Origin of the sequence: Paraburkholderia steynii (assembly GCF_900100565.1) — a bacterium.
Classification (GTDB): domain Bacteria; phylum Pseudomonadota; class Gammaproteobacteria; order Burkholderiales; family Burkholderiaceae; genus Paraburkholderia; species Paraburkholderia terrae.
Genome location: NZ_FNDI01000006.1, coordinates 59,982 through 84,913, shown reverse-complemented (window position 1 = coordinate 84,913; position 24,932 = coordinate 59,982). Strand labels below are relative to the sequence as shown.

Below are 24,932 nucleotides of genomic sequence, written 5' to 3'. Positions count from 1 at the left end.
AGGTACCGAGCACTGCCAGCAAGAGATCTCAGACAGAAAACGCATTTGCACCCGCGAGCAGGTGCCGCTCGACGTGCTCAGGTTCCCGGTGTGTCCGCGAGTGTGACTTCGAGCAGAATCACGTGGTCGGGTACGTCAATAGGGAGTTGGCGCACGTCGCGCTGACTTGCGATCGGCGCCGCCGAAACGAGCGGATCGTACACGTCGACACGGCGTGCTGTCGCGCCGAAATCGACGTTGACGCGGGCTGGCGGCATGGTGACGGGCGTTCCCTTCGCCCGGTCCCAGATCTTCGTTTCGTTCCATAGCGCAAGCACGAAGCGACCGTCCTTTTTCTGCAGCAGCAGACTGTTTGCCGATGGAGGCATATCCGACAGGGTGTACGAAAGCGTGCTGCGCGCCGCATCTTTTGCACGGGGCGTCGTGCTGGCTTTGAGGATCGTCGTGAGATTGCGAACTGCGTGGGCCACGGGCTTCGGGCTGTTATCGAAGCGAAACATCCCGAAGTGCATTTCGCCGCTCTTGTTCTGCGGATCGGACTTTTCGTCGAGCAGTTCGTAGATATAGATCCGCTTCACGCCCGCCGCAGCCGAGTCCATATAACCGTTGAGAATGCCTTTGGCCTGGGTCGCCTCGTCGACACCGATCATGTACCAGCCCGACTGAGGCATCGAGAAGTAGCCGAATTCGGTGATGACGACCGGCAGAGTGTATTTCTTGATGCTATCGATGGCCGAAGGGATCCAGCTGCCGCCGTGCGGTGCGTTATAGCTGGGTTGATCGCCGTTTTGCGGATAAGCATGCTGGTTTGCGTAATCGGCGGAACCCGCGCGCGTTTCGACTGACTTGAGGTCGTAGCCAGTGAGGTCGTAGACGGGTACACCGGCAAGCGCCGGCGTGCTCCGCACGCGTGCGTAGATATCGCGCTGCGCGGCGAGGCCGGCAGGGGTGCCGTTGAGGCCGCGATACGGGACCGGAAAGTTGTCGATCTCGTTGAAGCCTTCGATCGCCGCAACGCTGCCGGGCACGGCGGTGTTCAACTGCGCGGCCAGATCGACCGACTCCGCGATGTTCGAGCGCACCAGGAAGTTGAACCTGACGCCGCGTTGCGCGAGAAACACATAGCTCTCGAATGGCGCGCTGGGGCCGGGCGTGTAGTCGCGAACGTGGCGCAGGCCGAGCCAGTTCATATCGTCGGCGACGTTACGCACATTGGCGTAGGCACCGTCCGTATAGTTGACGTGGGTGACGACACCGAGCGTATCGATGAAGGCGTCGACAGGCATGGCCCGCACGGGATCGGCCGCGTATGCGGCCGATGCCCACGCGAGCACGCAGAGGCTCGTAGCGAGACTTTCGACGGCGCGCGCGCCAAACCACCTGTGAGGCTTCGCCCGGCTTGCGTAGCGTGAACCGTGAGAGGCCGACTGGCAGGCAGGCAGGGCAGGGATGCTTGCTACGGGATGCTTCACGGCGTATTCCTCGCGTGCGACGGCTGCCGGCTCCGGGCGCTTTGCCCCATGCCGGCATCGTCGATGGGTTTGCCTCGGTCGGAGGCGAATGCAGCGGTCATTCTGATGCGTTGCGGCATTCGTGGTGTGTGCGACGGCGAACGGATACCTGTTTCGCGGAACATCAGATTTCACTTGCGATGCAAACGGCGCCGTCCGTAGACAACTATCAGGCGTTCAGCACCGGCATTGCGCGCGCGAATTGGCGTGCCATGAGCGACGGCGAACATTCGCCGCAGGGGACATCGGACACACTTCAAGCCATATAACTAGTAAGGCGTGGCTTGTCGAATCCGGTCGTGTGTCGCGGTGACTTCGCGCACGGATGACGTCCGGTCATGAGCGACACCTCGGACCCTGTCGATGACACACGTGCATACCCCCAACCTGTTGATCAATGGCCGCTTCCTTGGCCGACGTGCGACGGGTGTCGATCGTTTCGCATTCGAGACCATCCGCGCGCTCGATCAACTGATCGAACTGCGCGATCCGCTTGTCGCCGGATTGCAGGTCGAGATCATCGTGCCCGAAGCACTGACCGCCATGCCGAATCCCTTTCGGCACGTCGGGCTGCGAGCCAGTGGGAAAGGCGACGGTGTGCGTTGGGAGCAACTTGCGCTCCCGCAGGCTGCGCGCGGCCGCTTGCTGCTCAACCTGTGCAACTCGGGACCGCTGATGTACCGCCGTCAGGTGACGGTCCTGCACGACGCAGCGCCCACGCGCGTGCCCGACAGCTACAGCCGGTCGTTTGTCGCCTGGTATCGCCTGATGGCGCCGCGCCTTGGCCATGTATCGCGCCGTGTCATTACCGTTTCGGAATTCTCGCGGCGCGAACTGTGTGACGCTTACCGGATTCCAGTCGGCAAGATCGGCGTCGTGTCGGAGAGCGGCGAGCACATGTTGCGCGTGCAAGAGGACGAAGGGACCGTGGCACCCACGCTGAATGGGCGTCCGTTCGTGCTTGCCGTCGGCAGCCTCAACCGGCACAAGAATTTTCAGCTCGTGGCCGAGGCCGCGCGCCTTATCGACGATGCGCAGTTCGACATCGTGGTGGTCGGCGGCGGCGATCCGCGAGTGTACGGGGCAGGCAAGGACGCGTTGCCCGCCTTCGTGAAGCACCTCGGCTACGTGAGCGATGGTGAACTGGCCGCGCTTTACCGGCGTGCAGCGTGCTTTGTCTATCCATCGCGCTACGAGGGCTTCGGGCTGCCGCCCGTCGAAGCGCTGGCACTGGGCTGTCCCGTGATCGCTTCGAGACTGCCCGCCGTACAGGAAGCGTGCGGCGATGCCGTGCTCTACACGTCGCCTGACGATCCCGCAGAACTGGCGCGCCTGCTCGAACGGATCACCGCCGACCCCACATTGCGTGCAAGCCTGCGCGAGCGTGGCCGCGCACGGACGGAAGAACTGACCTGGCGCGCGACGGCTGCCAGGTTGATCGAGGAGATTTCGCCGTGGCTAATGTAACGCTTGCCCCAACCCCTGCTAACGACTTACGTCGCTTTGGCCGCGTAGCGCTCGTACATGACTGGCTCGCTGCGTATGCGGGTTCGGAGAAGGTGGTCGAGCAGATTCTTCAACTGTTCCCACACGCCGATCTGTACAGCGTCGTCGATTTTTTCCCTGAGGCGCAGCGTGATGTGCTGGGCGGAAAACGCGCGCATACCTCCTTCATTCAGCATCTGCCGCGTGCGCGCAAATCGTTTCGGCACTATCTTCCGCTGATGCCGCTGGCGATCGAGCAGTTCGATCTGTCCGGCTACGATCTCGTGATTTCGTCGAACCATGCGGTGGCCAAGGGCGTGCTGACGGGCCCGCATCAGGTCCACGTGAGCTATGTGCATTCGCCGATTCGCTACGCGTGGGATCTGCAGCATCAATATCTGGCCGAGGCGGGCATGCAGCGCGGCGTGAAGAGCTGGATCGTGCGTCTGCTGCTTCATTACATGCGTATCTGGGATCACCGCACCGCGCATGGCGTGGATGCTTTCATCGCCAATTCAGCCTTCGTGGGCCGGCGTATTCGCAAGGCCTACGGCAGCGACGCCACGGTGGTCTATCCGCCCGTCGATGTCGAGCGTTTCGAACTCAGCACGGAGCGCGAGGACTTTTATCTGATCGCTTCGCGCATGGTCCCGTATAAACGCATTCCGCTGATCGTCGAGGCCTTTGCGGCGATGCCTTCGCGGCGCCTCGTGGTGATCGGCGATGGGACGGATTTCGCGCGCGCCAAGGCATGCGCGACGCCCAACGTGACGCTGCTCGGCTATCAGCCGGATGCCGCACTGGTCGACTACATGCAGCGCGCGCGCGCATTCGTCTTTGCCGCGGAAGAAGACTTCGGTATTTCGGTAGTCGAAGCGCAGGCCTGCGGTACGCCCGTCATTGCGTTGGGCCGTGGCGGCGTGCGGGAAATCGTCATCGAATCACAGGATCCCGAACGGGCGACGGGGCTCTTTTTCAACGAACAGAGCGTGGCTTCCATCGTCGATGCGGTGGAGCGCTTCGAACAGTCGCCGCCGTTCCACGCGGAAGTGTGCCGCCGCAATGCACTGCGCTTTACGAAGGAACGGTTCAAGCGCGAGTTCCTGGGTGTGGTGGAGCGCGCCGTCGAAGCCAGCAGAGTACCCGCCGATCCGGCGCCGGAGATTCGCCGCTGGCGCTCTGCCTGAGCCGTGCAACACAGCAAGTCCGCTCGCGCATGCGTGCGGTGAATGGAGGGGGTGAAGCAGTGCTGTCAATATACGGAGTCTTGGTAATCGTCATCGGACTACTGGTGCTCTATTCGTCATTTCGCGGTGCTATTTACGCGATGGCGGCATTTTCGCTGTTCGCAATGACGCTTGCGCTGAATCTGGGCGGCGTCGGCATCATGCCGGCGCAGCTCTTTCTCATTTTCTTTGCCCTAAGGGCGTTCAATCTGGTCGGTGGAAAGGGGATCGGCGACACGCTCTCGATGGAAAAGCCGGGTTTCTGGCTACTCTGCACCTGCGTGTGGGGTGTCGCAGGCGCCGTGATCCTGCCGCGTCTGCTGCAGGGCTCGACGCTCGTGTTCCCGGTCGACCGCAGTATCCCGGGTGTTGCCATGCTGCAGCCGCTCGGCCCCGTTTCCGGCAATCTGTCGCAGGCGATCTATCTGATCGGCGATCTCGTGGTGTTCGCCTGCATGTATGCGTTTCTCAAATATCGCGGTGCATACCGGGTATTGGCGAACGGCATTTTCCTGCTCACCATTCTCGATGTGTCGGCGGGCGTGATCGATTTCGTCACTCATGCTGCCGGTCTGGATGTGATGTCGGTCATCAAGACGGCTCAGTACGCCGATCTGAGCGGGGAAGAGTTGGGCGGACTGGTGCGCATCACGGGCACGTTCGCCGAGACTTCTGCGTTTTCGAGTTTCACGCTGCCGCTGTTCGTTTTTTGCCTCAATCTCTGGCTGCTCGGTTATCGCGCGAAGCTGTCGGGGGCGCTCGCGTTAGCGACGGGGACACTGTTGCTGATGTCCACTTCCGGCACGGCGTATGTCGGGCTGGCCATATACATGTGTGTCCAGGTGTTCAGCCGGCCCGGCCGTGTTGCGCCCGGTGCCGTCGAGCGCCAGCAGCGCATGTGGATCATCGCGGCTTGCGCGGGCGTGCTTGGCACCCTCTACGTGATCCTGTTCATGCCGAGCGTGGCGAAAGCGCTGACCGATTTCGTCGACGCCACCGTCATGAGCAAGGCGGGTAGCTCGTCGGGCATCGAACGGATGAGCTGGAACACGCAAGGCGTGACGAACTTCCTGGAGACTTACGGGATAGGCGTGGGCCTGGGCAGCATTCGCGCATCGAGCTTCCTCGTGGTGGTGCTGGCAAACCTGGGCGCCGTCGGCGTGATCTGCTACGGGATGTTTATTGGCAAGGCGCTGCTGTCGCCTGTCTCGGCGCATTACCCGCTGACGGAACGCGCCGTCTGCCACGCGGCACGGCACGGCATGCTCGCGACCTTGATCGTCGCTTCGCTTGCGGCTGGGGTGTTCGAACTGGGCGCGCCCTTCTACCTGTTTGCGGCCGCAGCGAGCGCACTGTCGCAGCGTGCGCCGAGACGCGCGCCCAGGCGTCAGGAATGGGCCGCGCGGCGCATTCAGGGAAGCGTGTCGGGTGTTGTTTCTCGCATCCGTGAGCCGTAGCGCATGCACTACACGCTTCGGCTTTCAGGAAGCGCGCGTTTGCGTGGGGTAGGCAGCAGTGCTGCGTTTGCGGCATCGATAGGATGATCCTCGAGATGCTGGCGGGAATGGCTTGCTCCCATGGCACGGTCGGGACGATTGAGTCCGGTGCGAGACGGGCTGCCGCTTTCCGGTTTTCAGAAAAACATGCATTGGCCGACGAGGTGAATGTTGAATTCGACTGTCTGTTCGCAAGTAGCCGTGTCCGGGGAAATGAGCCTGCCATCGTCCGTCCGGCAAACAAAGGTCTGTCTGATCTTCGCCACGCGCGGGCGCGCCGAAGTGCTTGAACGTGTCGTCGCCTTCGTCGATGCGCAGACTGTGCAGCCCGATCTGATCATCATCTCCTGTGTATCGGACGAGGATGCCGGCAAGCTCGCAAGCCGACCCGGATTGCTCGTGATCAAGGGCCAGCCCGGTCTGACCGTACAGCGTAACCATGCCTTGAAGCACGTGCCGGATGACACCGACGTCGTGGTCCTGCTGGACGATGATTTCCTGATGCACAGCCGATGGATCGCGGAAGTGCTCAAGGCCCTGGATAGCGATCCCTCTATTTCCTGCGTCACGGGAGCGGTACTCGCCGATGGTATCCATGGGCCGGGTTATTCCGTCGAAGAAGGGCAAGCGATCCTGGCAAGGGCGACAAACGTGCCGGAAAGCTTGCGCGTCGTTTCGACGCGCTGCCCCTACGGCTGCAACATGGCCTTTCGAGCTAGCAGCATTGCCGGACTCCGCTTCGACGAGCGTCTTGTTCTCTATGGCTGGCAGGAAGATCGCGACTTTGGCGGCCAGATCTTGAGTCGCGGCGGTCGCCTGGTGCGCATCAATACTGCACTCGGCGTGCATCTGGGCGTCAAGCGGGGCAGGGTGTCCGGCCGCAAGCTCGGCTATTCGCAGGTCATCAATCCGCTTTATCTGGTGAGCAAGAAGACCATGCCTTTGCGCGATGCAATCGATCATGTTCTGCGCAATGTCGGTAGCAACGTGGTGCGAAGTTTTGCGCCGGAGCCGTGGATCGACCGGCGAGGGCGGCTGGGCGGCAATCTGATCGGTCTGTGGGATTTCGTGCGAGGCAGGCTGACGCCCGAGCGGGCAGCAAAACTTTGAGAACCGGTGCTGCATGTACAAGACGATAGCGTTCAACGGCAAGTTCTTTGGGGCAGCGCCAACGGGCGTGCACAGGGTTGCCGAGCAGCTCATTGCCGCGATGGATGCCCTGATTGCAGAGCAGTCCGCCAATGGCGCGGACTATGCGCTCGTAGTCAGAAATAGCGCGGGCGTTCCGTCTTACCGCAATATTCTGTGCGTCAAGGAGAATCCGATTGCTCGCCGGATGCACAGAATAGCGTGGGAGCAATGCTATCTCCCGCTGGCTCGCCGGAAAGACTTCATTCTCAATCTCTGCAATCTCGGGCCGTTGTGTCATCGCGATTCAGCGACACTGATACACGATGCCCAGGTGTACTCCGCGCCCGAGTCGTATTCGTTGTCTTTCCGGCTGTGGTACAAATTTCTGTTCTTCTTTATCGGCAGACGGCACAAGCTGATCCTCACCGTTTCGGAGTTCTCAAGGCAAGAACTCGTGTACTACGGCGTTGCCAGTGCTGACAAGATCGTGGTCGTCTACAACGGCTGCGATCATGTCCTGGAGGTGCGGCCGGATGACGGGCAGCTTATGACGTTGAACCTCACACGGAAGCGCTATGTTCTCGCGCTCGCCAATACGCAGAAGCACAAGAACATCGCCGTTCTTCTCAAGGCGTTCGCGAAGTCCGAATTGAAGAACGTGACGCTTGTGCTGTTCGGCGGAGCGACGAAAGCCGATTTCGAAAACCTTGGGCATGTCGTGCCGCCCAACGTGCGATTTTCTGGCCGCATTACCGATTCCGAACTCGTAGGCTTGATGGCCAACGCCGGCGCGCTTGCTTTCCCATCGCTGACGGAAGGGTTCGGTCTGCCGCCGCTGGAGGCGATGGCGCTTGGCTGTCCGGTTGTGGCTGCGCCGTTTGGCGCGCTTCCTGAGGTCTGCGGCAAGGCCGCGCTGTATGCGGACCCTTTCGATGCCGACGCGTGGAGCGAGAAGATTCGAACCGTGCTCGACGATGAAACGGTGCGTCAATCTCTGGTGTCGGCGGGGCGCCGGCAGGCTGGCACCTTCACATGGAAACGGGCGGCACGAAGCCTGTTCGAGGCCGTGAAAGCAGTGACTCCCGCATAGCTGGAGTAAGGCTGCCGTCTGCATGAAAATGCGATGTGTTGTTGCGATGAAGAGCCACGAGCTGGAACGTGTCGTCTGATTCGTCTGTCGGATAGTAAGGATTGCGCATATATGTCAATGCTTTAAAACGAACGGCCGGTTGCGTGTCACGCGAACCGCGTTCGTCTGGAATCCATGCGCTTGCGTGCGTTAGCCAGCACAGTGTGTGCCGGTCGAGCCGATACCATCGACGTTCAAGCTGAGCCGATCAGCCATCGGCGAGGCTCGCGGTCACACGGACGTACGAGGTAAATCAACGGTGAGCGCTACATCTCGCAAGCCCGCACAGGGTTACCGGCCGGACATCGACGGTTTGCGCGCGATCGCGGTCGTTTCCGTGGTCATTTTTCATGCGTTCCCAGCGACGCTGGCGGGCGGCTTCGCCGGCGTGGACATCTTCTTCGCGATCTCCGGCTACCTGATCTCGCAGCACATCATCGAGACGCTCGATCACGGACGCTTCAGCATCGTCGACTTCTACGCGCGACGTATCAAGCGCATCTATCCGGCTCTGATGATCGTGCTGGTCGCCACCCTCGCGGCGGGCTTCGTGTTGATGACGTCGGGCGAACTGGAACGGCTCGCGCGGGAAGCGCTCGCGAGCGTTGCATTCGTCGCAAACGTCTATTTCTACTTGACGCGCGACTACTTCACGCAGGACGCGTCGGCAAGCGCGTTGCTGCATTTGTGGTCTCTCGGCGTGGAGGAGCAGTACTACATCATCTGGCCGGTCGCGCTGTTTCTGCTGTGGCGTTACACGAGCCGCCGTATGGCGACCTTTGTCATTGTCGCGGCGATCCTGCTGTCGCTCGCGAGCAGCGTGTACCTGAGCAGCTCACATGCGATCGCGGCGTTTTATCTGCCCGTCGCGCGTTTCTGGGAATTGCTGTTCGGTTCGGTGCTCGCATGGGCCGAGTTTCACGCGCGCAAACGCAGTGCCTCGCAGTCGGGCAGCGAAGTGTCGACGCTGCGCGATCTCGTCGCTTTCGCTGGCCTTGCGCTGATCGTCGCGAGTTTCGTGCTGCTGGATCCGAAGAGCGTGTTTCCGGGCTGGCGCGCGGCACTGCCGGCGGGCGGCGCGACGCTCGTGATGGCCGCTGGACCGGGCGCGTGGCTCAACCGACGTGTGCTGTCGCTCAGGCCTTTCGTCTATCTCGGACTCGTCAGCTATCCGCTCTATCTCTGGCACTGGCCGGTGCTGGTCTTCGTGCGCCTTCTGAGCGGCGGCACACCGTCGATCACGATGCTGTTCGCCGCGCTCGTGGTCGCCGTCGCGCTATCGTCGATCACATTCAGCTTTATCGAAGCGCCTGCGCGCTTCAGCTTCTACGCACGCCAATACCCGGTGCGCGTTGCGAGCGTGCTATTCGCGATGATGATGGGTGTGGGCCTGTCCAGCTACGCGATCTCTCGCCACGATGGCTTGCCCGAGCGCTTCCCCGATGCGAGCTTCGGCGCGCAGCAGGAACGCTGGGTCTTCACTGACACCTGCAAGAAGGACTTTCCGGGTTCCGAATTCTGCGTGATGCCGGCGCCCAACGGACGCCCCCAGGTGGCGCTGCTCGGCGACAGTCACGCCAATCACTATTACGAAGGGCTCAAACCGGCCTTGAGCGCTCGCGGGACGGGGCTGTTTGCAGTCGGCAGCGGTAACTGTCCGCCGTTCTACGGTGTCGACATTTCGCTGGGTGGGCACGTCAAGCATTGCTCCGCGCTGTTCGACGGCGTGCTCGATTACATCGTGAAGTCGCACGACATCCAGTGGGTAGTCCTTTCGAGCTACGCCATTTCGTCGATTGCAGGCGGCCTCGATTACGACAACGGCGACTTTATCCGCCTCATGGCCGTGGACGGCAAGCGGGTGAACCCAACGACGAACCAGTGGAAGGGCGGGAACAATCTCGACGTCTATCTCGCTGGTCTCGAACTGACTTTGGACAGGCTTACGGCAGCCGGCAAGTACGTGGTCTTCGTGCTCGACACGCCGGAGCTGGATTTCGATCCGAACGCCTGCGTGCGCCGCCCAGTGCAAATTTCGCTGCGCTCGCCGTGCGCGGTCCCGCGTGCCAAGGTAGAGCAGCGGTTGACGGGCACGCAGACACGCATCGTCGCGTTGCTGGACAAGTATCCCGACGTGAAGGTGTTCAATCCGCTGCCGTTGCTGTGCGACGCGAAGAACTGCTACGCGCGTCGCAGCGGCGAGTTCCTGTATGCGGACCGGGACCATCTGTCGCCGGACGGTTCCCGATATCTCAGCCGGAGGATCATTCAGGACATTGAGTCACGGGGCGCGAACTGAGCGATCTTGCCGTTGCGCGGATCTGCACATGATTGATGTGTGGCTTTTCGAACGGTCTCCCAGACGGCATGCCCGGTACATTGTGCAATACGTGTACAAAATCGTGCTTTCTTCGCTATCCACAAGCCGCTGCGCGCCTTGCGATGGCGACTGAAAGCGAAAGCCGCTCAGGCGACACATTGCGAACCGAACGGATGAATGGCTATTTTCAGACGTCCACGCCGGCACGCTGGCTCGCGCATCGGTTTTGGGGGGCAATGCAATGAAGAAGTTGGATTCGATTCAGGTGCTTCGCGCAGTCGCGGCCTTGCTGGTGGTGTTCTGCCACGGAGCGGCCGAGGTGGGCCACCATGGCGCCGCCGCAGAGCAACTGTGGCCGCTCGTGAATACGAAGGGGTTGTTCGGCGTCGATATTTTCTTCGTCGTCAGCGGCTTCGTGATGATGTATATCGTGTCAGGGCAACGCTCCGGGAGCGCGAGCGCCAGCTGGTTCATCTGCGACCGCATCGTGCGCGTCGTGCCGCTCTACTGGATGGCGACGCTGCTCTCGGTTGGCATCGGTCTCGTGCTCCCCGCACTGAAGCACAAGAACGCGTATGGCGTGGAGTACGTGCTGCGCTCGCTGTTCTTCGTGCCGTCCGCAAACCCGATGACGGGTGCATCGGAACCGGTGCTTGGGCTGGGCTGGACGCTCAACTACGAGATGTTCTTCTATGTCGTGATTTCGCTGGTGCTGCTGCTTGGTATCCGGCGCGTTTATCTCGCGGTGGCGGCGATATTCGTGAGCTTCGTCGCGCTTGGCCTCTTGCTGAAACCCGAATACCTGATCCTCAAAAGCTGGACTCATACGATCATTCTCGAGTTCGTGTTCGGCGTGCTGTTTGCGCAGTTGCGCCTGTCGGGATTCCGGATCGGCGTACCTGCTCAGATCGCCCTGGTCGTGGCGGGTGTGGCAACCTGGCTGGCAATAGGACCGCCCGCGGACGGCGCATTCGATATGCGCGGCCTCGTGTGGGGACCGGCTGCCGCGGCGATATTCGCGGGCGTCGTCATGGGCCGCCGCGATGTCGCGTATCCGAAGCTGCTTCTTTTGATTGGCGATGCGTCGTATAGCCTGTATCTCACGCATCTGTTCATCATGCGCGGCACGTCGCTGGTGGTGGATCATCTGCCTGTCGGGGATGTGTTGCGTATCGTGCTGTTTTTCGTCATCTTCATACCTTGCGCGCTGGCGTTTGCGATTTTGTCCTATCGCAAGTTCGAAGTGCCAACGATGCGCCTTGGCCGGCGCCTGCTGCGGGCGCGGCTCAGCAAGCCGGGTCTTGCCGAAGGTGTGTCGACGGGGACGCAGGGTGCGGGAACCTGAGCAGGGCTGGCGCATGAGGTGATGCGTGAGCCAGGTCTCGTGCGCCGGGTTCGGGCCGCGATTTCGGCGGCTATCGGGAACTGTGGTTGGGTTCGTCGGCAGCCGTTGTCCGTATTACCGATCGTCATTGCATGGCTCGCTCAAACCGTGCGCGATCTCCACTCCGTTGAACACCACTCGTTATCACCGGGATCGACTATGGCGATCGCGGCTGCTCGTGTTCTCACAGCGCGCGAGTTTGCCCGGTTGATGTTCGTATCGTAGGAGTGGTGCAGACGTGGTCGGTCTTGCATGTTGCCGGCCGCAACATGGGGAGAGCAGGGCGACGAAGCTATTGATCGAAGGAAGCAGCTCACTGCCGCCACACAATCTGTTTCGCGGCATTCATTTGCGATATGTCCACGCCGAATTCACCAAACGTGTGCCCGGTGGGCGCAAGGATGTGAAACAAGACAACCGTTGTGACCGCAATCGCGCGCAGCACGGTGAGAGAGTGAAGCTTCTTCTTGTCTTTGGGGCGCAGTCTGATGTGTTAGACGATGCTGACGGACGCGGTACGCTCTGCATCATCGCGGCTATTCTGACGCCGCTGGGGGAGGGATTGCGCAGTCTGATCCGTGACCGTGCCAAACATGCTAATCATGGAACGAGTCGCTCGCGAGATCCTGTCGAAGTCCAGCATTTCCGGTCTGTGAGTCGTTGAGATGGCGATTGGCGGCGACGCCATTAGAGCAAAGGTACGGGGTATTGCGCGTTGCCATCCTCGTGATCATTGGCTTTGCGCCCAACGTCGCGTGTAGTTGCGCATCGACGCGACGATGTCGAGCACACGTCCCCATGCCTGTGGTTCGGTGCGCGCGCTCCACACGAGCGAGACGACGGTCATCCCGAGCCACACCGCGATGGATGGCCATGTGAGCGGTTCGAAAACGAGTGTGCCGACATACGCTGCCACGATGATCAGCGCAGGCAGGACCAGCTTGCGTGCCGGCCGCGCATCCAGGCGCGCGGCATGGAACAGAAGTACGCCGTCGAGCAGACACCGCGCGCTCCAGGCGAGCGCCGCGCCCAGCACGCCGAAGTAATTCAGCATCCACCACAGCAGCGCAAAGAACGGCAACATTTCGTAGGCCTGGAAACGCGCGACGATGCCTGGTTTCCCAGTCGCCTGCAGGTGGCAGGCCGCGATCGATGCGAGTGAGTTGATCCAGATGCCAACGAGTATGGCTTCCCCGACCGACGTGGCGCGCGATGCGAATTCCTGACCCACCCACAGTGTGAGAAAGGGATGCATGAGGAATATGCCGAATACCGTCATCGGCGTGAGTGCGGCGGCGAGGCCGCGTATTGCGCCGGAGGAGAGTGCCGCGGCGCCTGCGGCATCGAGCGACGACAGGCGCGGAAATAGCGTCCGGACGATGGCGTTTGGAAAGAGTCGTACGCGCGCTGCGAGATTGAAGGGCACCTGATAGTAGGTGACTGCCTGCGGCCCGAGCGCATGGCCGATCATGAGACGGTCGGCCGTCTCCAGCAGCGGCTGCGCCAGGCTCGTCACGCTGATCCACGCGCCGTAGGAAAACAGTTGGCCGACCAGGTCGCGGCGCGGGCCGCCGGCGAGGCGCAACGGAAAGACGCACCAGACCGCGATCGCGGTCACCGCCAGCGCCGCTACCCCGGCCACTAGCGTGCCGAACACCAGATAGCGCAGATTCGGCCCGAAGACGAGCGCCGCCCCGAGAGGCACGAGCTGATACATCAGCGTGACCGGGAGTGTTACCGCGTTGAGCGTGCCAAAGCGCTCGCGCCCCACGAGTGCGCCGTTGAACACGAAAATGAGATTCGAGAGCGGCACGAGACAGGCTACGTACGGCAATGCGGGCAACAACTCGACGCGCAGGGCCTCGCCCATGTCGAAGTACGCGAGCAGCACGTGCATGAGCGCATACAGTGCTATGCCGCCCACGAGACCCAGTGCTGCGTTGAGGAGCATCGCTGTCCACAGGACTGCTTCGCGCTCGCGGTGTGGCGCATCGTCGAGTTGCGCGATGCGGTTGGACGTCGCCGAAGACAGCCCCAGATCGAGAAAGCCGAAATAACCCTGCACCATCCAGACGATGGCGAGCACACCGTAGCGCCCCGCACCGATGTGGTGGAGATAAATCGGCGTCGTCACAAGCGCAACGAACATAGGCAGAATTCCGCCCACGAAGTTGAGCGTGGCGCTGCGTTTGAGACTGGGTTTTTCGGTCATGGGGCACTCCAGTGCGCGACTTGCACATTCTGGCCGAGGCAGGCGAGAGCGTTTGTGTGTCCGCGTACGGAGAGATGGGATTTAAAGGTTAAATCTATCGAGGCATGGTTTGCGTGCGGTATCCAGCAGTGCTGCGTCTGCTACACCGATACCATGCCCTTTTATGTGCTGCCTGGAATGGCTTGCGGCTAGCAAGCGCTGACCAGACAAGCCTTGGACATCGGTTCCTGCCGCGCTTGCGACGTTGTCTAACCCAGTTTGGATTTACAACAATGATACCGTCTGCCGATTCTCTACTGACCGTTGATCAAGCCGTCTACAAGACCGCGTTCAACAATACGCCGTTCGGTTTCAAGCACTGTCTGCATCAGCTGTCGATGTTCCAGCCGGAGGCATTAGCGGAGTTGGCGAAGAAGTATGGTGCGAACCCTGCGGATTATTATGTCTCCAATTCGGCTCCCACGCCGGGGACCCGATTCTTTGATGTCAAAGCAAAGACGTTGAAGCCGGATGAGGCGCTTGCTCAGCTTGCCACGGGGCCGACGCGCGTGCTTTTGAAGCGGCCCGAGAATTATGACGCCGGCTTTCGGGAACTGTTGGACAAGCTGTTCGAAAAAGTGGTCGAACTACGCGGCGGTCTCAATGGTGAAAAGGTCGAGCGGCTCGAATCTGGCATCTTCGTTAGCTCTGCCTCCTCGACCACGCCGTTCCATTTCGATCCAGAAATCAATCACTTCTTCCAGATCGAGGGCGACAAGCACTACCATGTCTATCGTCCCAGTGCCGTTCGGGAAGACGAGCTCGAGGATTTCTACGTGCAGGGCATAGTCGAGATCGGCCAGGTGGATCTGGCCACGCGAGACAAGAGCCTCGAACATGTCTTCGACCTGGTGCCCGGAAGTGGCTTTCACCAGCCGCAGGACGCGCCCCATTGGGTTCAAACCGGCGCGGAACGCAGCGTGTCGTATGCAGTCGTCTACGAGACCGACGCAACCCGGGCCCGTGGCCGTATCTTTGCCGCCAATCACTACTTGCGCAAACTCGGTGTAAATCCGCAGCCGCCCGGTACGGACCCCGGTACCGACAATGCGAAGTCATCGGTGATGAAAGTTGTTGTTCCCGTCCGCAGGCGTATCGTTCGCAATCTGAGTCGGGGTCGTTGATCTGTAAGCGCTAGATTGACCGCACGACCCAGGCAATGCTGGTCAAGTGCCGGTCCACCGCTGATCGTCGCCATACATGTCAGGCCTGATTGGATAAGCTGATTGGTCTATGTCCCGTTTGCGTATTGTGTTACTGGTCGCGTTTTGCGGCGCACTGACGGTAGCCGGCCTGATTGTTGTGAGACTGGCCGTGCCCGACCTGTTCCGCCCAACCGCCGTCGTTACTGCCGGGCCGGTGCAATCTGGCAGGATACGGGTTGCAGTGCTCGGGGATTCCGACAGCCAGTCCTACCATGATACGTTGATGTTGACGGATCCGCGCATGCGAGGAGGCTCCCGGCGCGCCACCACCTGGCAGTGGGCCGAGGTCCTGGCCCGGCTGCGGGGCAATGAGATCGACCTCGGCCAATGGGGGGCCTGGGGAACCAACAAGTATCGCGCCTATTTCGACGAAGCTGTCGGTCATCTCGCCCGGACGCCGCCTAAAGACGACTACCGTTATAACTTTGCCGTCAGTGGCGCTAACTGTAGCCAATTGATGAGACATCCGTCGCGTCAGGCGATCCGTCTCGTGGATTTGATGGACACAGAGCCACAAGCGTGGAGAGGCGGAATCGTGCTGATCCGGATCGGCATCAACGATGTCGGCGCGCGCGACGTCCTTGACGCGTTGTCCCGTGATCGGGCTGCAGCGCGTCCCACGGCGGTAATCAACGCCTGTATTGACGCGATCGGCCAGGCGGTCACGCTGATCCGGAGGCATCACCCGGATACCTATGTCGTACTGGTGGGGGTGCTGAGCAATGCGGATTCGTCGGATAAGTTCGACAATTGGCAATCGGCCAGGGAGATGGCCAATATCGACGCCGGCCTCGATCTCTTTGACAATGGCTTGCGCAAACTGGCCGCGGCGGATCGCCATGTCTACTTTCTCGACGATCGCGCCTTGTTCAGGAGCCTGTGGGGCGAGCGTGACGGCCAAGGTCGTCCGCTTTACAAGACATTGCATCTGTCGCCTGGCTGGGCCGTCACCAATACAACCGGCGACGATCCGCACAACGCTCTCGTTGCCGACGGTCACTGCGGCGTGGTCTGGAATACCCTTTGGGCACAGCACCTTGTCACTTCCCTGAATGCCGCATTCGGATTGCATCTCAAACCAATCACGGATGCCGAGGTCATCGGCTTTCTGCAACCCAGCTTCGCTGCAAGCGCGCGATCGGCCCTGGCAATGCCGGCATCCTTATCGAAGTAGCGTGGCATGAGCGACGCCGAACATTCGCCAGGGCGAAGATCGGCAACACTTTTATCGCGGGAAATCCCCCAGCTCTGCTGGGGGACTAACACGGTTTGACGTTTCCAGGAGTCGGCTTTTTCCCATGTTTTGTGCCGCTTCTCACCCGGGCCACCGTCGGTCGATATTGGAGCCTTTTACCGATGGCGAACAGACCCCTCTGAGGGGCCAGCCATCGAAAGCCACCGGCTCTGCCGGTGGATCGTTACTTTTGAGGACCGCGAACTGACGCACTCTCAAGTAAATCTTGGAGCGATCAGATCGTAAGTTATCCATCAGTGGGGGCATCGTTGCAAATCGCTATCGTCATTCCTTGCTACAACGCCTCTGCGTATATCGACACTACGTTGAAAACTGTAACGTCACAGACGCATGACGAGGTCGAAATCCTGATCGTCGACGACGGCTCATCGGACGATACCGTCTCGAAGGCTCGGGAACACCTCAAGGGTTGCCGCCATCGGTGGACGATTCTCACGCAGCCCAACAAGGGGGTTAGTGCTGCCCGAAACCTGGGATGGCAATCGACGACAGCAGATTGGATTCAGTTTCTGGATGCCGACGATTTCCTGGCTCCTACAAAACTGCAGCTTCAGTCGATCGCCTGCCGGACTGCTGATCCGAGTGTCGCCTATGTGATGTCGCGATGGGAAGAGGTCGTCGTCGAACCCGATGCTGCGCGAAGGGTCCGCCTCGCCGAGTGCTCAGCGTTTTCTTCACAGCCGGGCGAATTGGAAATTCTCGCCAAGGGACCTCTAATACATTTAGGTCAGAGCGTATTCAGAAGACGATGGATCGCGGATGTGGCCGGCTTCGACGAGAATATCAAGGTAGATGAGGACCAGGACTTTCTACTAAAGCTCGCGAGAAAAGGCGCAAAGGTTTTGACGGTCGAGAGCGCAGACCCGCTCTTCGCGTGGAGACAGCAACGACACCGCCGTCTTGGGCTCCGAGGAGCGCGCTACAACGCCATACACCTCACAGAACAATACATGGAGAACTTCTTCAGGATCACCGAAGGACATCGGCATTCTTTAGACGCGCTTTCGGCGGACGATCAGGAAATGCTCAAGCAACGCCTCTCGTCATACATGCGGCTGTTGTATCGATACGATGTCATGGCGTTCCGGACCCGCCTCGCACAACTCGACCAGATGTTCGGACGCTTCCTGCCCGTAAGTCCATCATATCTCAAGGCATTGTCGCGTTTCGTTGGTTTCGAACGAGCAGAGGATGTCGCCTCAATATATCGGCGTGGCAAAGCCGTGGCCGGAGTCGGCGTCGAATAGATCAACTCTAGTCGACCAGACGCGCAGAAATGCGTCGTGATCTAAGGACAGCGGGATTGTGTGGAACCAGTGGCCGATGCCGGGTCTTGTGGAGGCGCCTGGTTCTCCATGAAGGGCCGTATTTCCGCGAACGGAGCTGGCTCCGTCAACAAAGGCTGATCCTCGCCTAGCAAAAAGCGGGTGAAGAATGCAACGACGTAGCGATTGATCTCGGACCAGGTCTTCGCCCTGTTGATTGCAGATTTGCCGAATGCAGCCTTCCATGGGGGCTTCGCGAGCTTGTCTGCGAAATCATCATGTACCGTACCCTTTACCGTGAAGGTCCAGTTGTTCGGGAGCGTGGCCTGGCGAATCTGGTGCGCAACTGACTCGACCGTCAGCACCGAGTTGATCCGCGTGGGGAAGTCACTATGCATGAGTTCCTCGCAAGTCGGATAGGACCAACCACTAAAGAACACCATGTAAGGCACCTCGACATTGCCGCGTTCAGGGCGGCCATACAAGGAGCCGTCAAAATTCACGACGGCCCTGATGCGTCGATCGTCGCTACTCATCTGCGCTGCCGTCGCGCCTCCGAACGAGAATCCGACGGCGCCGACCTTCGCCATATCCACACGTTGTCCAAACACCGGAATATTCTGAAATGCGTCGATGATGGCAGAGCCCGATTTCGCCGCTAGTTCAGCCCGGAGGGCTGCGACGGGGCGATAAGCCTCGAAGCTTTCCATCGAATCGCCGGGGATCTCCGATGCCTGAGCTTGGCCCTCTCGTCCGGGAAGGCGAGGGGCATGCACGATGTCGTCCACCGTAGCGACGACGAAACCATGGCTCGCCAGGTTTGCGGGCGTAAATGTGCTCTGTTGGCGAACACTGAACCATGATGGAAAGTAAATGATGAGGGGATATTTAGCACGGGCCTCGGACAGCTTTCCATTTGGCGTGAACGGCGGGGAGGTAGGATGTCCGATTGCTGCGATCCACTGCAGAATCGAGCGCCCAATGCCATCGCCGGGCGCCTGCGCGGGGTACCAGATATCGACCGGAAGCGAAGGGCCATCGCTTCCCGTTTTTACATCAATACTGGCGAAGCCGACGGCATAGGGCCCCTCCAACCGAGGCCTGTCTGTGTCGAGGAATAGGGCGGCACGGATCATTTCCTTCGGGTCGGCAAGCCCTGCATACCAGCTGACGCCAATCACCGCCGCGACCACGAGCGCGACAAGACTTGAAGCGGCAAGAGCCCAAGAACAAGGCGCTCCAGAGATCATGCGGATGCCTCGTCGCTGTTAGGAACCCAGGGAAAGGGACGTGTCCGATTCGATTTCAGGGGAAGCTTCCTCCGCGATGGCCGTATTGATCCAGGCTTCGCCGATCGATTCTATCAACTGTTTGCCCTTGGCCGTTGCCGCTTCGGCGGTTCGGTCCGGAATGCTCCATCGTGACAGAAGCCTGTATCCAAGGGCGTCTCGTGCCCGATCCAGATCTGCAATTGTCGTCACATGGTAGGGAATGCGGGCGCGCCCTAAGGATTCAAGCGTGTAGAAGGCGCTGCCCTTGGAAATGGCAACCTTGTTCAACAATATGAGGCGGGGGCGAGACGGCAAGCGGGCGACAGCTTCTGCCAGCGTATAGTCGAGATATTGCAAGACGCCGGAACAAAGCAACACGTCGCACGGAGCTGTCTTTTCTGAATCCTCGAAATACTGCAGAGACGTTTCCCCGGATCTTTGGCGCCTTCTTCCCTCCTTGCACACAGCCGGGACGTCGACGACTTGCCATGATGTGTCTTTGGGGAGGTCCAGGAACTTTCGGAAGGCATGGTATTTGACACCCAGATGACCTCCGAGATCCGTGACGGTGGTAAGCCGCCCCCGGCGTTTGAGGTCCATCATGAAGAACATTACCGGCCAATCGAAGGAATGGACCGTCGAGAACGCCTCGACATTCATCACGGCCATGTCTTCGTTGTCCGCAGTTGCGCGTCGAGAGGGTCGAAGAAACCGTACCGCATCTTCCCGACAAGGGAATGCGCCCCAATAAGCACCAAATCCGAGCCGAAGCTTGTGATTGAGCCACCCCGATCGACGCATTTGCTTCAAACCGGGAATTCGCCAAACTATGCTCCTCATTTTTGCCTCCTTTAGGCAACACGGCCGAATTTTGGCGCCTGAATTCGCGGCCAAATTTTTCCCCCGGCCCCGACTTTAATAGGTTTAACTAACTACCGTTCCGGCTACTCCAAGGCCGTGCATTGGCCTCGATTTCGGCCAAGCGCTCACGCAATGATTGCCTATGGCCGCCGGGCCCGCACTGTGGAATAACTGGTCACGCATGCCGGGAACCTCAGTCACGACCAGGTTGCCCGTTACCTCCGAGCGCGATCACAAATCCGCTTGGCACGAGGAAAATGTCTACACCGAATTCGCCGAATGCGCTGCGTTTGAGACTGGGTTAGCGGTCATGGGGTGCTCCAATGCGCGACTTGCACATTGTGGCCGAGGCGGGTGAGAGCGTTTGTGTGTCGGCGCACGGAGAGGTGGGGTTTAAATTATTCAATCTAGCGATCTGGCGCCGCCAGTGGATAAGCGCCTTGGTACCGCGCGTGGCCGGGAAGAGCCCGTGTCAGGCGCTTGAAAGTGGATGTTCGTCAACGCACATCTGCCCGTGAGAGGGGATAGTAGGCTTCAAGCAATGTTCTCTGTCAGCATCAACTACTGCATGAAGTCGCTTGAGAAGTGTACTTGGGTTTATCAAGCCATTCGGAAATCGTTCGCACGCCGGTCAACAGGTTGACATGGCCGCCGAATGCGATTCAGCGGCTAGTCAGGCGCTGACCAGACAAGCAATGGACATCGGTTCCTGCCGCGCTTGCGACGCTGTCTAACCCAGTTTGGATTTACAACAATGATACCGTCTGCCGATTCTCTACTGACCGTTGATCAAGCCGTCTACAAGACCGCGTTCAACAATACGCCGTTCGGTTTCAAGCACTGTCTGCATCAGCTGTCGATGTTCCAGCCGGAGGCATTAGCGGAGTTGGCGAAGAAGTATGGTGCGAACCCTGCGGATTATTACGTCTCCAATTCGGCTCCCACGCCGGGGACCCGATTCTTTGATGTCAAAGCAAAGACGTTGAAGCCGGATGAGGCGCTTGCTCAGCTTGCCACGGGGCCGACGCGCGTGCTTCTGAAGCGGCCCGAGAATTATGACGCCGGCTTTCGGGAACTGTTGGACAAGCTGTTCGAAAAAGTGGTTGAACTACGCGGCGGTCTCAATGGTGAAAAGGTCGAGCGGCTCGAATCTGCCATCTTCGTTAGCTCTGCCTCCTCGACCACGCCGTTCCATTTCGATCCAGAAATCAATCACTTCTTCCAGATCGAGGGCGACAAGCACTACCATGTCTATCCTCCCAGTGCCGTTCGGGAAGACGAGCTCGAGGATTTCTACGTGCAGGGCATAGTCGAGATCGGCCAGGTGGATCTGGCGGCACGCGACAAGAGCCTCGAACATGTCTTCGACCTGGTGCCCGGTAGTGGCTTTCACCAGCCGCAGGACGCGCCCCATTGGGTTCAAACCGGCGCGGAACGCAGCGTGTCGTATGCGGTCGTCTACGAGACTGACGCAACCCGGGCCCGTGGCCGTATCTTTGCCGCCAATCACTACTTGCGCAAACTCGGTGTAAATCCGCAGCCGCCCGGTGCGGACCCCGGTACCGACAATGCGAAGTCATCGGTGATGAAGGTTGTTGTTCCCGTCCGCAGGCGCATCGTTCGCCATCTGGACGGGAGCCGCTGATCTGGCATCACAGTCGTCATTTCCTTATAAGGTTACAAGGAGCGATCGCATGGACATGTCCACGGATTTCCCGGTCCCTGAAGCGACATTGCCGGACAAGTGGATCGACGTAGATCCCTCAGTGTTTCGAGAACGTTTCGAGCGGAAGAGCTTCGATGTCTCCCACCACCTTGCATCTCATCCGCGCTTTCAACTCCCTCAATTGATGGAGTTGACGGAGCGAACCCTGAGAACGCGCCCATCTGATCTCTACTACGACATGGGTGACGTCGCGCCTGGTCAAAAATGGAAAGATACGAATCATGCATTCTCACCGCTGGATGCATTAGGGCAACTGGAAGATTCAAATGCCTGGTTCATCCTGAGAGACGCGCAAAAAGATCCGGCCTACACCGAGCTATACCGGCATGCGATCGCAGAGGTCAAGGATATGATTGGCGGCGGCATCGAATCCAAGATCAGAAATGAGGAGATCATCATTTTCATAACGTCGCCGAAGCGGGTGACGGCATACCACATCGATCGTGAATGCAATTTCATTCTTCAAATCCACGGGGAAAAGGATTTGTACGTCTTTGATCGGGAAGATCGGCAGATTCTTCCGGAGGAGGAAATCGAGCAGTTCTGGACGATCGACAACAACGCGCCAAACTATAGACCCGAACTGCAGGACCGATCGCGCTTGTACAGATTGGCCCCGGGAAATGGCGTTCACGTTCCTGTCAACTGCCCGCACTGGTTAAAGAACGACGACAATATCTCGGTGACTTTGAGCGTAAATTTCCAGTTTGTTGACTCTATTCGAGCGGATATCTATCGGGCCAACTATTACCTCAGGAGGCTTGGAATCAATCCCAATCCGCCTGGGCAGAGCGCGGTGCGTGATCGGGCCAAGGCAATGGCGTATTCGACGGCGAGTGCCGCCCGGCAAGCTATCAAGTCGGCTTTGAAAAGAGGCGGCTAGTCCCGCCATGTAAGACCTGCTGGTCGACGCCACGATCATCACGGCCTGCCAGAAGCAGGCTGTGAAATACAACTGTGGCGCTACGCCTTGCTATCCCCTTCGCGGCTGACGCCGCGATTTTTTTTTCTCTCTGGGTGCTGCATCGGTTCACGAATTCTTCGTGAACCGATGTGCAATCCTTATGAAGTGAGTTCTAAGCCTTGGCGCGACTCAGATATGCTGCGGGAGCGTCCTCTTCGCCAGCATTGGCTTCAGCGCTGTTCTCCCCGATCCGCGCCAGACGCTCACGCAGTTGCTTGCCGATGACAGCCGCGCCGGCCGAGCGGAAGATCTGATCGTGCATGCCCGGAACCTCGGTGACCACCAGGTTACCCGGTTTGCCTGTCACTACCGACCCCCATCCCAAGTCCCGCGCGAACAGGCGTCCATTGAGCACCTGGCCACTGCGGAAGATCTGCACGTCGCCGTCATAGGGGGCAGGGCAATACCGCGCCTGCTGCGCCAGCAGATATTCGATGTACCAGCGATTCTCCGAAACCATATGCTCCGATGCATTGCCCTGAATCAGGCCGAGCTTGAGAGCAAGCTTGGCAATGCCGAGCCAGCGAACGATCCGATACTGATTGAGGAAGGCGACCATCGAGGTCTCGCCCCGCATGGCCTTGCGGAAGTCGCGCGGAATGTTGTCCGCACGCACCTGCATCTTGCGCAACTGCCGGTCGTACCAGGGCATCGACTCGCGATAACCCGGGCACCACGAGTCGTTGAGAATGACGAGTTCCACCGTTTCGCCTTCGCGCCTGAGCTGATGGGCCGCCTCCAGCGACAGCGCACCGAGCACGCAATGCCCCATCAGGATGTACGGGCCGTTGGGCCGGGCCAGCCTGATCAGCCGCACGGCGTCCGCGGCGACGTCCTGAAAAGCACGCTGCGGGAACTCGCGCGGGGCGCCTTCCGGCACCATCGGAATATCGATGATGGGACGGTCGGTGCCGATCTGCCGGGCCAGTTCATAGAACACGGCCATGTTGTTGAGCGCAATGATGGGCGTTCCCGGCGCATTCTCGTTGAAGCGCACGATATTGCGCGCTTTCGCCTCCAGTTCGGCCTGACTCATGAAACCGCTGTTGCCGACGCCTGACACGAATGTCGCCGTTGCTTTCGCGGCAGCGGGCGCCACCGGCAGCTTCGCGTCGATCTCGACGGTTTCCAGCATCGCGCGCCACTTCGCCAGATGCCCGTCGATGGTCGCCACGTCGTAGAGATCCGTGTCGCCTTCACACGAGATGCGCCAGCCATCCGGGCGCCGCACCATGAAGAAGTTGAGGTCGTAGAGCGCGCCCGCGTTGAAGGAGGGCGAGGTCGTTGCAGCGAAAACGCCCCGGCGAACTTCATCGCCGCCGCCGACGAAGCTTTGCTGCAGGGCGAAATTGACCGAGCACAGCGGCGGGCGATCCCCATCGGATACCTCGCCCGCCATCTCCGTCATCTCTTCGAACGGCAGGTGCAGATGTTCGATGGCGTCGCTGAGCTTGGCGCCGCACTGCGCTGTCACGGCGGCCACGGTGCTGCCTTGAGGCATGTCGAGGCGCAGGATCACCGTGTTGATCAGCGGCCCGACCACGCCCTCGAGTTCCTGCTGATCCCGCACTGACATCTGGGTGCCCATGGCAACCTTCGTCTGCCCGGCCGACTTTTGCAGCGCCATCGCGAGGCCGGCAGCCGCAACGCTGAACAGCGTGACGCCTTGCGCCTTGGCAGCCGCAATCAGCCGGTCGCTGAGCGCGCCGGGCAAGAGGATCGAGCGGATGATGCCCTGGAAGCGTCGCGCCTGCGGCCGGGGACGATCGCCGGGAACATCGAAGCGGCTGAAATCCCGAAGCTCCTGGCGCCAGTGGGCGCGGGCGCGATCGAGCGCACCGCTGGCAAGGAACTCTTCCTTCCACAGCGCATAGTCGCCGTGGTGAAGATCGACATCGGGGTAAGCGGGTTCGAGGCCGGCATGGACGGCGGCAAGTCCTTCCACGAGCTCGCGCACGAGGATGGCGAACGACCAGCCATCCATCACGAGCGAATGGAATGTCAGCTGCAGTTCACCCTGCGTGGCCGACCGGGGCAACCACACGGCCCGGAAGAAGGAGGGCGACGACAATGCGAAAGGCGTGCGGGCCTGATGTCCGCCTACGCGCTCCGCTTCCGCAAGGCCATCCTTTTCCTCAAAGCCTGTGAGGTCGACCACTTCGAGCAGGAAGGGCGCGTGGCTCCAGACCTGCTGTCGCAGCCCCGCACCCGTCATCAGGAAGCCGGTACGCAATACCTCGTGCCGTGCTACCAGTTCGCGCAGCACCCGCTCGATACTCGCGGCATCGAGCGGTCCCGACAACTGCAGCCGGAACGCGATGTTGAGCGCGGAGGCCTTCGGCGACGCCTTTTGCTCATGCCAGAACCTGACCTGGCAGGCGGTCGCCGGGAACACGGCGTAGCTGGCTTCGACCTCGTCGGTCGGGGCGATCTTAAAGGCCAGTCCGTTCAT

At 60.2% G+C, this 24,932-nt stretch carries 18 protein-coding genes; 13 read left to right on the top strand and 5 right to left on the bottom strand.

The features are described from left to right. Window positions 1-77: 77 nt before the first annotated feature. Complete coding sequence (locus tag BLT65_RS13065) at window positions 78-1,472, bottom strand: glycoside hydrolase 5 family protein (protein WP_091778271.1); 1,395 nt, start codon at window positions 1,470-1,472, stop codon at window positions 78-80. Window positions 1,473-1,874: 402 nt separating this feature from the next. Between BLT65_RS13065 and BLT65_RS13060 the strand changes: the two genes are divergently transcribed. The 8 genes from BLT65_RS13060 (at window position 1,875) to BLT65_RS46440 (ending at window position 12,346) form a co-directional block, all read left to right on the top strand. After that, on the top strand, window positions 1,875-2,978 hold the full coding sequence (locus BLT65_RS13060) for a glycosyltransferase family 4 protein (protein ID WP_091778269.1): 1,104 nt from the start codon (window positions 1,875-1,877) through the stop codon (window positions 2,976-2,978). Continuing rightward, entirely contained in the window at window positions 2,966-4,183 is a 1,218-nt protein-coding gene (locus BLT65_RS13055) for a glycosyltransferase family 4 protein (protein ID WP_091778267.1), read from the top strand. The genes BLT65_RS13060 and BLT65_RS13055 overlap by 13 nt, the downstream gene beginning before the upstream one ends. 80 nt (window positions 4,184-4,263) lie before the next feature. Continuing rightward, window positions 4,264-5,679 (top strand): hypothetical protein, encoded by a 1,416-nt coding sequence (locus BLT65_RS13050; RefSeq protein ID WP_244186493.1) that lies wholly within the window; start codon window positions 4,264-4,266, stop codon window positions 5,677-5,679. A gap of 207 nt (window positions 5,680-5,886) precedes the next feature. After that, window positions 5,887-6,828 carry a glycosyltransferase family 2 protein gene (locus tag BLT65_RS13045; RefSeq protein WP_244186492.1) on the top strand — a complete coding sequence of 314 codons (942 nt, stop codon included), beginning with the start codon at window positions 5,887-5,889 and terminating at the stop codon, window positions 6,826-6,828. Between the two features lie 13 nt (window positions 6,829-6,841). Continuing rightward, complete coding sequence (locus BLT65_RS13040) at window positions 6,842-7,939, top strand: glycosyltransferase family 4 protein (protein WP_091778261.1); 1,098 nt, start codon at window positions 6,842-6,844, stop codon at window positions 7,937-7,939. Window positions 7,940-8,237: 298 nt separating this feature from the next. Next, window positions 8,238-10,277, top strand: coding sequence for an acyltransferase family protein (locus tag BLT65_RS13035; RefSeq protein ID WP_167306487.1), 2,040 nt, complete (start codon window positions 8,238-8,240; stop codon window positions 10,275-10,277). 262 nt (window positions 10,278-10,539) lie between these two features. After that, window positions 10,540-11,643, top strand: coding sequence for an acyltransferase family protein (locus BLT65_RS13030; protein WP_091778257.1), 1,104 nt, complete (start codon window positions 10,540-10,542; stop codon window positions 11,641-11,643). A gap of 334 nt (window positions 11,644-11,977) precedes the next feature. Then, window positions 11,978-12,346, top strand: a complete 369-nt coding sequence (locus BLT65_RS46440; RefSeq protein WP_143036514.1) for a hypothetical protein — start codon at window positions 11,978-11,980, stop codon at window positions 12,344-12,346. Between the two features lie 66 nt (window positions 12,347-12,412). Here BLT65_RS46440 and BLT65_RS13020 read toward each other — a convergent pair whose 3' ends face one another. Continuing rightward, window positions 12,413-13,894 carry a flippase gene (locus BLT65_RS13020; protein WP_091778254.1) on the bottom strand — a complete coding sequence of 494 codons (1,482 nt, stop codon included), beginning with the start codon at window positions 13,892-13,894 and terminating at the stop codon, window positions 12,413-12,415. A gap of 272 nt (window positions 13,895-14,166) precedes the next feature. Here BLT65_RS13020 and BLT65_RS13015 point away from each other — a divergent pair, with 272 nt between their 5' ends. The 3 genes from BLT65_RS13015 (at window position 14,167) to BLT65_RS13005 (ending at window position 17,640) form a co-directional block, all read left to right on the top strand. After that, window positions 14,167-15,057: a hypothetical protein gene (locus tag BLT65_RS13015; RefSeq protein WP_091778252.1), complete on the top strand. Its 891-nt coding sequence runs from the start codon at window positions 14,167-14,169 to the stop codon at window positions 15,055-15,057. Window positions 15,058-15,166: 109 nt separating this feature from the next. Then, a complete protein-coding gene (locus BLT65_RS13010; RefSeq protein ID WP_091778250.1) occupies window positions 15,167-16,312 on the top strand; it encodes an SGNH/GDSL hydrolase family protein in 1,146 nt (381 codons plus the stop codon). 317 nt (window positions 16,313-16,629) lie between these two features. Next, a complete protein-coding gene (locus tag BLT65_RS13005; protein WP_279634449.1) occupies window positions 16,630-17,640 on the top strand; it encodes a glycosyltransferase family 2 protein in 1,011 nt (336 codons plus the stop codon). A gap of 41 nt (window positions 17,641-17,681) precedes the next feature. Here BLT65_RS13005 and BLT65_RS13000 read toward each other — a convergent pair whose 3' ends face one another. Beyond that, complete coding sequence (locus BLT65_RS13000) at window positions 17,682-18,908, bottom strand: alpha/beta hydrolase family protein (RefSeq protein WP_091778247.1); 1,227 nt, start codon at window positions 18,906-18,908, stop codon at window positions 17,682-17,684. 18 nt (window positions 18,909-18,926) lie between these two features. Continuing rightward, window positions 18,927-19,598 (bottom strand): methyltransferase, TIGR04325 family, encoded by a 672-nt coding sequence (locus BLT65_RS12995; protein ID WP_167306485.1) that lies wholly within the window; start codon window positions 19,596-19,598, stop codon window positions 18,927-18,929. A gap of 946 nt (window positions 19,599-20,544) precedes the next feature. Between BLT65_RS12995 and BLT65_RS12990 the strand changes: the two genes are divergently transcribed. Both BLT65_RS12990 and BLT65_RS12985 read left to right on the top strand, forming a co-directional pair. After that, a complete protein-coding gene (locus tag BLT65_RS12990; RefSeq protein WP_091778243.1) occupies window positions 20,545-21,435 on the top strand; it encodes a cupin-like domain-containing protein in 891 nt (296 codons plus the stop codon). Between the two features lie 49 nt (window positions 21,436-21,484). After that, window positions 21,485-22,399, top strand: a complete 915-nt coding sequence (locus tag BLT65_RS12985) for a transcriptional regulator (protein ID WP_091778241.1) — start codon at window positions 21,485-21,487, stop codon at window positions 22,397-22,399. Between the two features lie 193 nt (window positions 22,400-22,592). Here BLT65_RS12985 and BLT65_RS12980 read toward each other — a convergent pair whose 3' ends face one another. Then, the gene (locus tag BLT65_RS12980; protein ID WP_091778239.1) at window positions 22,593-24,932 is read right to left on the bottom strand and encodes a condensation domain-containing protein; all 2,340 of its coding nucleotides are present in this window, start codon (window positions 24,930-24,932) and stop codon (window positions 22,593-22,595) included.

Excerpts from the sequence above, each read along its gene's own strand:
- BLT65_RS13060 (WP_091778269.1), top strand. The coding sequence starts at position 1,875 with ATGACACACGTGCATACCCCCAACCTGTTGATCAATGGCCGCTTCCTT.
- BLT65_RS13000 (WP_091778247.1), bottom strand. The coding sequence starts at position 18,908 with ATGATCTCTGGAGCGCCTTGTTCTTGGGCTCTTGCCGCTTCAAGTCTT.
- BLT65_RS13045 (WP_244186492.1), top strand. The coding sequence starts at position 5,887 with ATGTTGAATTCGACTGTCTGTTCGCAAGTAGCCGTGTCCGGGGAAATG.
- BLT65_RS12995 (WP_167306485.1), bottom strand. The coding sequence starts at position 19,598 with ATGGCCGTGATGAATGTCGAGGCGTTCTCGACGGTCCATTCCTTCGAT.
- BLT65_RS13020 (WP_091778254.1), bottom strand. The coding sequence starts at position 13,894 with ATGACCGAAAAACCCAGTCTCAAACGCAGCGCCACGCTCAACTTCGTG.
- BLT65_RS12985 (WP_091778241.1), top strand. The coding sequence starts at position 21,485 with ATGGACATGTCCACGGATTTCCCGGTCCCTGAAGCGACATTGCCGGAC.
- BLT65_RS12990 (WP_091778243.1), top strand. The coding sequence starts at position 20,545 with ATGATACCGTCTGCCGATTCTCTACTGACCGTTGATCAAGCCGTCTAC.
- BLT65_RS12980 (WP_091778239.1), bottom strand. The coding sequence starts at position 24,932 with ATGAACGGACTGGCCTTTAAGATCGCCCCGACCGACGAGGTCGAAGCC.
- BLT65_RS13010 (WP_091778250.1), top strand. The coding sequence starts at position 15,167 with ATGTCCCGTTTGCGTATTGTGTTACTGGTCGCGTTTTGCGGCGCACTG.
- BLT65_RS13030 (WP_091778257.1), top strand. The coding sequence starts at position 10,540 with ATGAAGAAGTTGGATTCGATTCAGGTGCTTCGCGCAGTCGCGGCCTTG.
- BLT65_RS13040 (WP_091778261.1), top strand. The coding sequence starts at position 6,842 with ATGTACAAGACGATAGCGTTCAACGGCAAGTTCTTTGGGGCAGCGCCA.
- BLT65_RS13015 (WP_091778252.1), top strand. The coding sequence starts at position 14,167 with ATGATACCGTCTGCCGATTCTCTACTGACCGTTGATCAAGCCGTCTAC.